The 12,761-nt window shown below is 59.8% G+C and carries 10 protein-coding genes; 1 reads left to right on the top strand and 9 read right to left on the bottom strand.

Features of this window, described 5'->3' with window-relative positions; genetic code table 11:
• Window positions 1–62: 62 nt before the first annotated feature.
• From DXD48_RS09245 to DXD48_RS09205, 9 genes are all read right to left on the bottom strand, one after another.
• Window positions 63–779, bottom strand: coding sequence for a LytTR family DNA-binding domain-containing protein (locus tag DXD48_RS09245; protein ID WP_006235156.1), 717 nt, complete (start codon window positions 777–779; stop codon window positions 63–65).
• A 72-nt stretch (window positions 780–851) separates the two neighbouring features.
• Window positions 852–2,195, bottom strand: a complete 1,344-nt coding sequence (locus DXD48_RS09240) for a histidine kinase (RefSeq protein WP_006235157.1) — start codon at window positions 2,193–2,195, stop codon at window positions 852–854.
• Window positions 2,192–3,379, bottom strand: a complete 1,188-nt coding sequence (locus tag DXD48_RS09235) for a glycosyltransferase (protein WP_117564949.1) — start codon at window positions 3,377–3,379, stop codon at window positions 2,192–2,194. Before DXD48_RS09235 ends, DXD48_RS09240 begins: the two co-directional genes overlap by 4 nt.
• A gap of 171 nt (window positions 3,380–3,550) precedes the next feature.
• A complete protein-coding gene (locus DXD48_RS09230) occupies window positions 3,551–4,810 on the bottom strand; it encodes an MFS transporter (RefSeq protein ID WP_055252086.1) in 1,260 nt (419 codons plus the stop codon).
• A 101-nt stretch (window positions 4,811–4,911) separates the two neighbouring features.
• Entirely contained in the window at window positions 4,912–5,856 is a 945-nt protein-coding gene (locus DXD48_RS09225; RefSeq protein ID WP_117564948.1) for a zinc dependent phospholipase C family protein, read from the bottom strand.
• 92 nt (window positions 5,857–5,948) lie between these two features.
• On the bottom strand, window positions 5,949–6,683 hold the full coding sequence (locus DXD48_RS09220) for a LytTR family DNA-binding domain-containing protein (protein WP_117564947.1): 735 nt from the start codon (window positions 6,681–6,683) through the stop codon (window positions 5,949–5,951).
• Window positions 6,684–6,725: 42 nt separating this feature from the next.
• Entirely contained in the window at window positions 6,726–8,111 is a 1,386-nt protein-coding gene (locus DXD48_RS09215; RefSeq protein ID WP_233514985.1) for a sensor histidine kinase, read from the bottom strand.
• A 117-nt stretch (window positions 8,112–8,228) separates the two neighbouring features.
• Entirely contained in the window at window positions 8,229–9,506 is a 1,278-nt protein-coding gene (locus tag DXD48_RS09210; protein WP_117564945.1) for an amidohydrolase family protein, read from the bottom strand.
• A 131-nt stretch (window positions 9,507–9,637) separates the two neighbouring features.
• Window positions 9,638–11,089, bottom strand: coding sequence for an APC family permease (locus DXD48_RS09205; protein ID WP_117564944.1), 1,452 nt, complete (start codon window positions 11,087–11,089; stop codon window positions 9,638–9,640).
• A gap of 527 nt (window positions 11,090–11,616) precedes the next feature.
• On the opposite strand from DXD48_RS09205, the gene DXD48_RS10280 reads away from it, so the two are divergent.
• On the top strand, window positions 11,617–12,447 hold the full coding sequence (locus DXD48_RS10280) for a C39 family peptidase (RefSeq protein WP_233514984.1): 831 nt from the start codon (window positions 11,617–11,619) through the stop codon (window positions 12,445–12,447).
• The last annotated feature ends 314 nt before the right edge of the window (window positions 12,448–12,761 follow it).

Here is a 12,761-nt window from a genome sequence, read left to right as displayed (position 1 = left end):
CATACAAAAAAGGCCCCACGGCCCCGCAGACGATGGGTCTACAGGGCTGCGGGGCCAGTGTGCTAGAGACTCAGAGCCTTCTTGAGCGGCACGACGCGGCGGCGAGAAACCGGCACGCGTTCGTCGACGCCCGTAATGCCCAGCTGGATGGCGCCCGAGGGCACCGTCTCAACGTCCGTGACGCACGCCAAGTTGACGATATAGCGGCGGTGAACACGGAAGAAGCCAAAGTCGCAGAGCTTGGCCTCAAACTGCGCCAGCGAGGTCGTCGACAAAAAGCGATCATCGACGGTATAGATGCAGGAGTAATCGTCCTTTGCCATGATAAAGCGGATGTCATCCACGGGAATGAGCACCTTGCGGCCGCCCTTTTCCACCGGGATACGCTCGATGGTCACTTTGCTGTCCGTAACCGGCTTGGCGCGTTGCATGACCTTCTCGATCGCGCGATCCAAGCGAGCTTCCTCGACCGGCTTCATCAGATAATCGACGGCATCCACGTCGAATGCCTCGACCGCATGGTCGCTATACGCAGTCACAAACACGATCGCCGGCGGATTTTTGAGCTTATGCAGCGCCTCGGCAAGTTGCAGGCCCGAGGCACCGGGCATCGAGATATCGAGAAACACGACATCCACGCGACTTTCCATAAGCATCTCGATGGCGGAGCGGACGCTCGACGCCTCCGTGATCGTGCCGATCTTGCCCGTTTGCTCGAGCAGGAAGCGAAGCTCCGAGCGAGCCGGCGCCTCATCATCCACAATCATCGCACGCAGCATAGGGATAAAACCTTTCGTCAACTAACTACGCCGGGCATCCGTCGCATGACGTTGAGCCCGTAGCCTTTTATTTTACTCTTGAATGTCAAAGATGCTCTCTGACAAATCAAGATGAAGGAGCACTTTGGTGCCCTTGCCCGGCGCCGATTCGACACGCGTATAGGAGTGCGGCCCATAAAAGCGATGGATGCGCTCCGAAATATTGTGCATGGCCACACCGGCGCCGCCACCCTGGGGAGAGCTGGCGTCGGGACGGGCAGAGCGCTCGTCAAACAGTCTGGCGGCGGTACCCTCATCCATGCCCACGCCATTATCGGCCACGGCAATCAAGATTGCATCCTCGCCGTCTTGGTGAACGGTCACGTCGATCCTCAGGGCGTCGTCATCGCCCATACCATGACGTACGGCGTTCTCGACAATCGGCTGGATCACGAACGCCGGCACCAGCGTATCTTCCACGTCCTCGGACACATCGAACGTCGCAAGCACGCGGTCCTCGCCAAAGCGGGCCTTCTCAAAGGTAAGGTAGCGCTTGGTCTGTGCGACCTCGCGCGAGACCGGAATAAGCGATCCCGAGTTGTCGAGTGTAGCACGATAGAACGATGAGAACTCACGAAGCAGTTCGCGGGCCCGCAGCGGGTCGGTGCGCGTAAACGATGCAATGGTGTTCAGCGTGTTGAACAGGAAGTGCGGGTTAATCTGCGCCTGCAGCGCACGCACCTCGGCGCGCGCCGTGAGTTCCTTTTGCACCTCGAGCTCGTGGATGGCGAGCTGCGTGGACAAGATCTCGGCAAAGCCCGAGGCAAGCGCATACTGGGTACGGTCGACGGCGCGCGGGGTCTTGTAGTAGAACTTGAGCGTGCCGACGGTACGATCGCCCACCTTGATGGGGGCGATAATGCCGGCGGGAACTTGGTTGTGCGAGCCGTCCGAGCCCACGACATCCACCATACGGTTGAACGACTGCACGATGCCATGTTCGATAACGTAGCGTGTGGCAAGCGTGTGGATGGGAGTATCGGGCAGCAGTTTTTCCTCAAACTCGCCCGCGCAGGCAAGCACGTTGTCCTCGTCGGTGATGGCCACCGTCATGGCGCGCGTCTCGGGCAAAATGCGCCGGCACACCAAACGCGCCGACTCCTGCGTCAGACCGCCCTTAATGTCCTCGAGCATGGCCGAGGCCACCGAGAGCGTCTCCTCGGTGTACTGGGAGCGCACCGAATCGGGATTGAGCGTCAAAAAGATAAAGATGCACAGAAAGATGCACAGCAGCGCGCAGGCAATCACCGTGGCGATCGGCTCGATACCGGTCACCAAGGCAAAAATAAAGTACACCAGCACGCAAATGGCGCATGCAACGGCAATGATGCGAAAGATTGATATTGAACTATCGCGCTGGGCGCGGCGGTCGATCATTCGGCCCCCTCCAGGATACTGATCAGTTGTGCGTCACGCCAAAGCCCGTCCATGATCTTGGGCCAAAAGCTCTGGAAACGCAGGTAGCTTGCAGCGTTTTGGCGCGCATAGGCCTTTGCCTCGCCGATACCATGGCGCCAAATGCGCAGGTAGCCCTCATGCTCGCGGGTAAACACGCTGCGGACCATAGCGGTCTTGCGCACGCGGTCGTCGAGCTCGCGCGAAATCCACGGGCCCGGGTAGGGCATGAGCGATGCCGCCGTAACGGGGATGAGCTCCTTTTGATGCGCGGCGAACGTCAACTTGGCCCGTTCGTAGTACCAACGGTATACATCCTGCATAAAGCGCGGTGAGCGCTTTTCGGACTCCGGAGGCAGATGGCGCACGGTCCACTCGTTATCAAACCACACGTCGTAGCCAAACATACGCATGTTAAAGAGGTAATCCAAGTCCTCGCCGCGGGTGATAAACGGGTCAAAGGCCACACGCGTAAAGGCGCGGGCGTGCAGGGCCATCAGGCCGCCGCACACGTAGTTGGAGCGCGAGATGCGGGTGCCCGAGAGCGCCTTTTTCATCCAACGGTTGAACTCGATGCGCTTGGTCCACCAACGATGGCAGATGCCCGCCTTGTCCGTGGGAGCCAGCGGCGAGCCGTCGCGATCGTAGAAATAGCCGCTCTTGACCAAGATCGGCAAGCCCTGACGCGTCTGCTGCCCCAACGCATAGGTCGCGCGCTTCATAAAGTCGGCGTCGATGACAGTCTCATCGTCATCCAAAAAGATAACCGCGTCATGCCCCAGCACAGCGGCACAGGCTAGCCCCATGTTGCGGATGGCACCGTAGCCTCGCAGGCTCACGCACTCGCCCGAACCCTTGGGCGCGATCTGAGCAACCCGGTCTGCGATGCGCGAGGCCTGGGTGTTGGTGACAACGGTGACCTTGAGCGTGGGATGCGCGTCGACAATCTCGTGCACGCGCAGCGACACATCGGCTGTGGCAGAAACAGGACAGACCACCAAAAGGATGATGCGCGGGATGTCGCACACCTGCTCAAGCGAGGCCAGGCAGCGGTCGAGTTCGGGATTGTCGGCGTTGAGTCGCGTCGAATGGTCATAGGTGCCAGGGGCGTTTGCGCAAGCGTCATCGCCCGCCCAATACGTTGGAATCACGACCGTGGCGTTCATGCCTTACCCTCCCTGCAACACAAAAACGGGACGCCGCCAAACACAGGCGACGCCCCGCGACCTAGCTGACTCCATCATACCCACTTGGGCAAATCATTGCTCGCAAGTCGCAATGTTTATTGCGGATAACCCCAAAAGAGTACCGTGGACAGGCACAATAGCCGCTCGCTCCTATGCGGCATGCTCTGCCGCCCGAGTCATGCGGGACAGGCGGACCAGTAGCATAAAGCCAACGACCAGCAGCACGCCAATGGAAAGGACGCCCAGCGACGGGTTGCCGGTCAGCGAGGTGACGACCGACACCAGGAAGGTGCCCATAACGCTTGCATAACGACCAAAGATGTCAAAGAAGCCGTAGTACTCGTTGGACTTTTCCTTGGGGATAATGCGGCCAAAGTAGCTACGGCTGAGCGCCTGCACACCGCCCTGGAACAGGCCGACCATAATGGCAAGCACCCAGAATTCAAAGGCGGTCTTTAGGAAGAACGCGGCGAACAGCACAATCCCCATGTAGGCGGCGACCGCCACCAGGATCATGTTGAGCGTGCCCACGCGTCCGGCGAGCTTGCCGTAGATGATGGCGGACGGAAAGGCCACGAACTGCGTAACGAGCAGCGCCAGCACCAGCTGCGTCGAATCGATGCCCAAGGCCGATCCGTAACTGGTGGCCATGGAAATGACCGTGTGCACACCGTCGATATAGAAGAAGAACGCGATCATGTAGACCAGCACGGTCTTATTGTGGGCAATCTCGCGCATGGTGTGTCCGACCTCGGAGAACACACCGCCCACGATGTGGCCGATGGTGTCCTCGGGACCGCGCTCGCGACCGTACTTTTGCTTATAGGTGCGAATGAGCGGCAGGGTAAAGATGAGCCACCAGGCACCAGTGATGATAAACGACAGACGCGTTGCCAGCATGGTGGGGATGCCAAGAGCGGGGCCACCCATGATGAGCGCCAGGCAGATGACGAACGGCACGGTGGAACCGATGTAGCCCCAGGCATAACCCGAGCTGGACACGGCGTCCATGCGCTCGTCGGTGGTAATGTCAGGCAGCATGGCGTCGTAGAACGTCATAGAAGAGTTAAGGCCGATGGTGCACAGCACGTACACGGTCAAAAATGCCATGGCGGACATTGGGATAGCCTGCGCCAGGCAAAGCACCAGGCCCGTGAGGAAGAAGCCCAAGAAGAACTTGATCTTGTTGCCGGCGTAGTCGGCAAGTGCGCCCAGAATGGGCATGAGCATGGCGATGACCAGCGAGGCGATCGTCTGCGCATTGCCCCAAGCGACCACCAGGTCGGCCGAGGAAGCGCCGGTATTGATGGCGTTAAAGTAAATGGGCACCACCGAGGTATTGAGCAGCACGAGGGCCGAATTGCCCACATCGTACATAACCCAGTTACGCTCGAGCTTGGTGTATTTCATGGACAGGGACCCTTCGTATTTGCCCGATATGCAGTTAGTTCATCGTACCCCAATTGTCCAGAAGCACCGGTAAGGATTCGGCAAAGGGGCACGCATGAGCCCTATTCCTCGCGGTCGAACTCCTCATCGGCATTGAGCACGCGACCGCTGTAATTGACATGGTTGGTCACGGCTTCCATATCGCCGGTCTCGATAAAGCGGGCAACCGTGCACTCGTAATCGAGCAGCGCGCGGTCAAAGACCTCGGGGAAGCTCTCGTTCGAGACCTCATCGGTAAAGGGATTCTTCCATGTCAGATGGCCCAGATTGCCAGTGCGCTCGGGCAGCTCCGTCGTCACGCGATGGGCAAGGCCGTCGAGCAGCGAGTAGTCGTGCACCAAGCCCTCAACAAGCGAGATCGCGCGCGTCTTTACGGAGCCGGCCGGCTCAATCGCACGGTAAAGTCGCTGCATATTGGCAACGGCAGCACCGTACTCCCCCGCCGGGATATCGATGCCGTACACGCGTCCGGCAACATAGCTCATCAGCACGCCGGCCACGCGATTGATGCGATCGGTGGTGACGATCTCGCCCGCCGGCGGGTAATCGTCGACCGTAGCGCCATCGCGTTTAAGCTGCAGCATCAGTACATCCAAGTCGCTCTCGATCACAGCATGGACCTGACTGCTCGAATCCTCAAGCTCTGAATCGGACTCCACGATGCCAAACTGCTGCTCATAGACAAAGGGGTGGGCGTTGCGGTCGAGCACGTAATGAGACAGCAGACCCAGCGCAAAGGCGCGACCCAAGCTGGCGTCGCGCGGCAGCAGATGCGACACGCCGTCGCGCAGGCACGCGAACTGGCGAGACATGCGTGAGCGATGCATGACCTGCGCCAGCAGTGTACAGTCGGAAACACGCGGTGTCAGAATGTGAAAGAAAAACGGGTCGGGACCTTGGTTGCCCAAGATAAAGGCAATGCGCTCTTCATCGGACGTAATGACGCCCTGCGGAAGACGGTCGATGCTTTCCTCGCCAAACAGATGATGGGTGATAAGCGCGGGCATAATGATCCTTTCGATTTCATTCGATGCCACCCATTATGCCCACCGCGCGCCCATGCCAAACCTGCGATGGTAAACGACGGCACGCAAGCCTCTTACGCAAGCCCCAGGTGCGACTTGACCTCGGCGGCACGACGACGGGACACCGGTACCGTCGAGCTCACGCGGTCGAGCCTGAGCTCCATCAACCCCGTAGAGCCAATCTCAACATTGTGCACGTCTTCCAAATTGACCAGATAGCTGCGATGAACGCGAATAAAGCCCTCGGAGCCCAAGCGACGTTCGAGCGAAGAGATCGACTCATTGATCAGATATGTTCCCTCGGCGCAGACGGCGTTGCAAAAATCGGCACGCGCCTCAAAGTAGCAGACATCCGCCACGGGGATGAACACCTTTTTGCCCCCGCGATCCACCGTCAGGCGCAAGGGCTGGCGCGGAGCATGGACGACACGACGAACGCCCAGGGCGGCCTCGATCTTATCGAGCGCCTTTGACAGGCGGGCATCCTCGACCGGCTTGACGACGTAATCAACGGCATCGAGGTTATAGGCATCGGCCGCATACTCGGCAAATGCCGTCACAAACACCACGACCGGCGGCGTTTTTAGGTTCTGCAGCGTCTCGGCAAGCTCGATTCCCGAGCGGCCGGGCATCGTGATATCCAAAAACAGCACGTCGGGCTTGTTCGACAGAATCGACTCCACGGCCTCGGTGACATTGCCCGCCTCGGCAATCTGTCCCACACGTGCATCCTTTTCCAGCAGATAACGTAGCTCAGCCCTAATAGGAGGCTCGTCATCAACCACCAAGATGTTCCATCCCTCGGACATATGCGCTTCCCCTCTTTTTTTTTCTCTCAATCCAACCGCGCGCTACACCTTCATCGGCGCCGGCTCATGCGGCTCGCCGTTCAGCTCGACGATGACCTGCGTTCCCACGCCCTCCTGGGACTTCACGCGCATGCCAGAATCTTCCCCGTAAAAGAAATGGATGCGCTGAAGCACGTTGAAGAGCGCCAGGCCGCAGCCTCGCTTGATGGAGCCGTCGGCGGTAATGCTCTCGGGCCCCTCTCGGCGATGCTGCTCAAACAGGTGCGCGCAGACTTCTTCGCTCATACCGATGCCGTCATCTTCGACGATGATCTCCAGACCGTCATCGGTCTCAAAAGCCCTAACACGAATAGAAAGCGGCTCGGTCTCGCGCTGCGCATGCTTGATGCAGTTTTCGAGCAGCGGCTGCAAGATAAACGGCGGCACCATGCTGTCGCGCACCTCAAAGTCGATATCGACCGAGACGCGCAGACGGCCGTCGCCATACCGGGCCTGCATAAGGTTGATGTAACGAGTGCCCTGTTCCACCTCGTGCTCGAGCGTTGTGAGGGTATCGGAATCGGACAGTGTCTGACGGTAGTAATTGGAAAAGTCGATGAGCAGCGACCTGGCCTTGTCCGGCTCGGTACGCACGAGCGACACGATGGTGCTGATGGTGTTAAACAGAAAATGAGGATCGACCTGCGATTGCAAGGCGCGCAGCTCCACGCGAGCTGTAAGCTCGTCCTGGCGCTCGAGCTCAAAGCTCGCAAGCTGCGTGGAAATGAGGTCGGCAAAGCCCGAGGCAAGCGCCGTCTGGCGCATATCGATGCTGCTCAGACGGGGATAATACAGCTCGAGCGTGCCCACGCAATGCCCGCGCACGGTGAGCGGTGCGACGATACCGGCGCGCAGGCGCGGAAAGTAGCCACCCGTCTCAGTCGAGGCATCGCGCGAAAATACGCTTTGCTCACCGCTGTTGATCACGTTGAGCGTAGTCCGCAGCACAACCGGAGTGCCCGCGGGGCATTTTGCCGAATCCTCGCCCCAGCTCGCCAGCACCTGCTTGCCGTCGGTAAAGCAGATGGCCGAGGCGATGGTCTCGGAAAGGATGATTTTGGAAGCGCCCAGGGCCGCTTCGGGCGTAAGGCCTCGCGACGTATAGGCGAATATTTTCGATGCGATGGCGAGTGTGCGGTCGGTAGCGCTCGACGTGAGGTCGTCGGGAACGACAAAGACGTACGAGAAGAAGAAGCACAGCATGACCAAGCCGGCAATGACGACAACGCCCGGGACGGGGTTGGGATTATCGGTCAAATCCCAGATAAGCAACAGGATAAGCGCCGGAACGACAACACCGAGCAGGATGGCCTGGACCACATGCTGGGCCGTACGAAAGACCTTGGTAGAGTTGTAGCTCTTGCCCAGAATCAGCCTGTTTAAATCCACCGTCATCCCCTTTTATCTACCGCACCCATAGCAATAAAGAGGGCCGCAAGCGACCCTCTCCATTGCATTATGCAATCAAAAACTGTGTTTTACATCCAGCCATCGACAAACGGTATCTTAGGCACTGTATTTGTTGGCCTCGCCAAAGGTGCCAGCCTCGACGATCCAGCCGTCCTTCATGATGACGTCCATGTTGTCGGTGTTGAGCACGTGAATGTCAGCGGCGACGTCACCGTTGACGACCAGCAGGTCGGCGCACTTGCCGGCCTCGATGGAACCGGTCTCGTCCTCGATGTGGCACATCTTGGCACCGTTGAGGGTGGCGCAGGTGATGGTCTCGACCGGAGTGAAGCCGATCTTGTCGACGAACTCGTACATCTCCTCGATGGAGCAGGTGCCGTACGGGGTGACGAAAGAGAAGGAGTCGGAGCCGATCGTCATGACGACGCCGCGCTTCTTGGCCTCGCGCAGGCAGTCGTAGTTGCGCTGCAGCTCCTTCTCGACCAGGGTGCCCTCGTACTTGTCGTGCAGCTCGGGGACGTAGACGGGCGGATAGGTGGCGTACCAGGTGGGCAGGAAGGCGATCGTCGGGGTGAAGAAGGTGCCCTGCTCGGCCATGAGGTCCATGGTGCGCTCATCGATATCGAAGCCGTGGATCAGTTGCTCGCAGCCAAAGCGAACGGAATCGTAGGCAGCGGCGTGGTTGTTGTAGCAGTGACTCCACACGGGGATGCCGACCATCTTTGCCTCTTCGACCACGGCCTGGATCTCCTCGGAGCAATAGTGCTGGTCGCGACCGGAGTCCCAGCGCCAGATGCCGCCACCGGTAGCCCAGATCTTGATGGCATCGGGGTTCTCGCGCAGGCGACGGCGGACGGCCTTGCGCAGATCCCAAGGACCGTCGACCTGGTCGCCCCAGGGGTGGGATTCCTTGTTGAGCTGCTGGCTGCAGTGGTGGGAGTCACCGTGGCCGGCAACGCGGCAGAAGCCGAGGCCAGTGGCCAGAACGCGCGGGCCCTTGAAGACGCCCTTGTCGATGCAGTCGCGGATCTGGATACCAAAGCGGCCGATCTCGCAGACGGTGGTGAGACCGTGGGTGAGGCAGTCGTAGGCCTGCTTGACGGCGACGGCCTGCTTCTCGAGGAGCGGCTGCATGACCCAGTCGGTGTCATCGTCGGTCAGGTTGCCCGAGAAATGCAGGTGGGTGTCGATCAGGCCGGGAAGGACGGTCTTGCCGGCGGCGTCGATAACCTCAACGCCCTCGGGAAGGTCCTGCATAGTGCCGGCGTACTCGATCTTGCCATTGTCGTCGACGAGAACGAGGGAGTTCTCGACCGGCTCGGCACCGGTACCGTCGATGAGCTTGCCGCCAACGATTGCATACTTAGTGGACATGGTTCCTCCTTATGGATCCATATAGTGGGCGAGGCCGCGTTGGGTTAAGGCCTCACAAAACTACCCAAGTGGCGCCGGGTTCGGTGCGCGGAAGAGAGGGCTCCGCGCACCCGATCCGCCCCGGCTCGGCGTTATTTTTTGCGGGAATTGGTGAAGGCCATGAGGGCCAGACCAACAGCCAGCCAGCCGATCACGATGCTCCACTCCACCATGTTGAGGGAGGCGGGAGAGAACGGGATCACGAGCAGGCCAATGATGGTGCCGCAGGCAACGATAGCGAGGCTGATGCCAAACTTGCCGCCGGGCACCTCGTAGGGACGAGGCAGGTCGGGCTCGGTGAAGCGCATGCGCAGGCAAGCGAGGGCGACCATGCCGCAGGAGAAGATGAAGGCGAGAGCCGACACGTTGGTCAGAGGGATGAGCATGTTCTTGCCCAGGAACGGACCGACGACGGTGATGACGCCCAGAACGACGCAGGCGAGCTTGGGAGCGCCGGACTTGGGATCGACCTCGGCGAACTTCTCGGGCAGCTGGCCCTTTCGGCCCATGGCGAGCATGATGCGGCTCGTGGCACCGTAGAAGGAGTTCATCGGGCCCATGGGTCCAAGCGTGGCGATGACGAGCATGGCCAGGTACAGGAGCATGTTGATGCCCTTGAGGCAGGCAAGCGCGGGAACCGGGCTCTTAACAAACTCATGCCAGTCGAGGATGGTGCCGAACGAGTAGATGCAGACCATGTAGAAGCCGCCGGCGGCCAGCAGGGCCAGGGAGATGATCTTACCGAACTTGTTCCAGTTGAGGCCCTCGGCTGCTTCCTCAGCCTGCTGAGGAATGGTGTCGAAGCCGGCGTAGAAGAACGGGGTCAGAACCAGGACCGAAACGATACCGGCGAACAGGCTGGTGCCCTCGGTAGCAGGCTTGCCGCCGCCAGCACCGGTGACCTGGGAGAACACGGGCATGGCGTTGTCAGGCGAGCCGGTGAACAGCGAGACGCCCATGGCGAGCAGCATGCCGCAGAGCAGGGCCTTGGTCAGGAAGGCCTGCAGCTTGGCGGCCGAGCTGGCACCGCGGAAGTTGAGGAAGATGACGTAGGTTGCAAAGCCGAGCGCGATCAGCGTCGGGAACAGGTAAACGTCGGCGCCCAGGATGGTGTAGAGCTTGACGGCGCGCAGCCACTCAAGGCCGGGCAGGCTGCCGAACATCTCGGACACGAGGGTCGAGATGGCGATGGCCTCCCACGGGCACAGGATGCCGTTGCCCAGGGCCAGGAGCCAGCCGGTGATGTAGCTCATCGTACGGCCAAAGCTACGATCGACATACTCGACGATGCCGCCCGAGATGGGGATAGCAGCCGTGAGCTCACCGAAAACAGCTCCGACGGGCACGAGAAAGATTGCACCCAAGAGGAATGCGATCATAGCGGGAACGGGACCGCCGCCCACGACCATCCAGTCGCCGACCTGCAGAACCCAACCGGTACCGATGATGGCACCGAAACCGATGGTGAAGAAGTTCCAGAGCGAGAGCGTTTTCTTCATGCCACCGTTACCTTCGACTGCAACTTCTGCGTTCTTGTCCGCCATTGTTCCCCTCCTTTCCTTATTGACGCCTCTTTGACGTCACCCCTTGCACGGTCTGTTTTGCCGCGCGCTTTTATTTCGTGGCTTTACAATACGGCCTTGGCGCAGCAGCGCCGCTCGCAGCTCGACCGAAGGCAGAACTGCAAAACGAGCGGCACCGTTTTTGGGACGAACGGCGGGAGACGTCATTCGTCTTGGACGCTTTCATCTTGCCTGCTTTTGAATACCTGTTGCCGTGACGCTTGGCGCGCGGCGCGACAACGTTCATACCATTTGTCAGGCTTTTGGCGCACATACCCATGTGTCGTGCATCTTTTTATGTAGGATAGACAAGTTACACATGAGGCAAGGTGATTCGAATGGCATACGGATACAATGACGGCGACCAACGGCCACAAAGCGTGCGCCTTGCCGGCCGCACCACGCCAACGCCCAGAAGCACCTCCGACAACGGCAACCCGCAGCGCCCCCAAGAGCAACTCGGGGCTTCTTCGCGGCAACAAAGCCGTACCGTGCAGCAGTCAGACCGAATGAGTACGAGCACACGCCAACGCCAGACCGACACATCGCAGCCACGCCGCTACGATCGCCGTAAGACCGACTACTACGTTAAGCGCTCCTTTTCGCGACCTCAACGCGATCGCGGCAATTCCGCCCCTCGCCCCGCGTCGCACACCACAAGTCACGCGCTTCCGGCCCGCCGCCTACGCCTTGCGTTTTGCTCCATCGCCGCCTGCCTCGTCTTTGTGTTTTTGGGATCCTGTATCTCTCACGGATCAGCCGGTCTCGAGCCCACTGCCGAGGACAAGCTGCTTAAAGCTCCCGTCGCACCCGGTTACTCCTTTGCGTTCTCGACCCCACGCTCGCAGTGGCAGGCCGGCACCATGCCCCACATCTACCAAATTGACCCCGCATGGTCGGAGCTGCCCTATGCCGGTGGCACTATTCGCGAAAACGCTTGCGGTCCCACTTGCCTCACCATGGTCTATATCTTTAAGACCGGCCATACCGATAAGACGCCGGTCGATATATGCGCACTGGCCGAAGCCGGCAACTACGCCCCCACTGGTGCCACCGAGTGGTCGTTTATGACAGGCGGTGCGTGGCAGCTGGGGCTCAACGGAACACAGCTCTATAACAATCGCGAATCGATTACCCAAGCACTTCGCTCGGGTGCGCCCGTCATCGCCGCAGTGCGCCCCGGTACGTTTACCAACGTAGGCCACTACATCGTGCTCTACGGCATCGACGATGCCAACCAGATTGGCGTCTACGACCCCAACTCGGCCAGCCGCAGCGCCCGCCGCTGGGGCGTGGTGGAGGTCCTCAACGAAATCGAAGCCATGTGGGCCTACTACTAGTCATTGGGGACAGACTTAAATGAGTAGTCCCAGATTGCCAGGAACCGCCGGTACGGAAAGCGCATCCCACTTTGGAACTCAATGGTGAGATGCGCTTTCCGCTAGCGGTCCGTTTGGGAAACAACATCCCGCTTTTCGGCCAAATTCCGGGATGCATTTTCCCGTTGAGGCCCTCAAGGGAAACTATGTCCCATGTTGGACGCTCATTCTGGGATGCGCTTTCCGCAGTTGATTGATGCGGGCTTTAAGGACTGTTCCAAGCTGCCAGCAGAGACGATATGAGCAGGACATAAAACATTGAGAGCCCCTGCTGC

The sequence above is a fragment of the Collinsella sp. TM05-37 genome, assembly GCF_003436455.1.
Classification (GTDB): Bacteria; Actinomycetota; Coriobacteriia; order Coriobacteriales; family Coriobacteriaceae; genus Collinsella.
The sequence above is the reverse complement of the archived record's forward strand: the minus strand, read 5'-3'. Positions and strand labels throughout refer to the sequence as shown.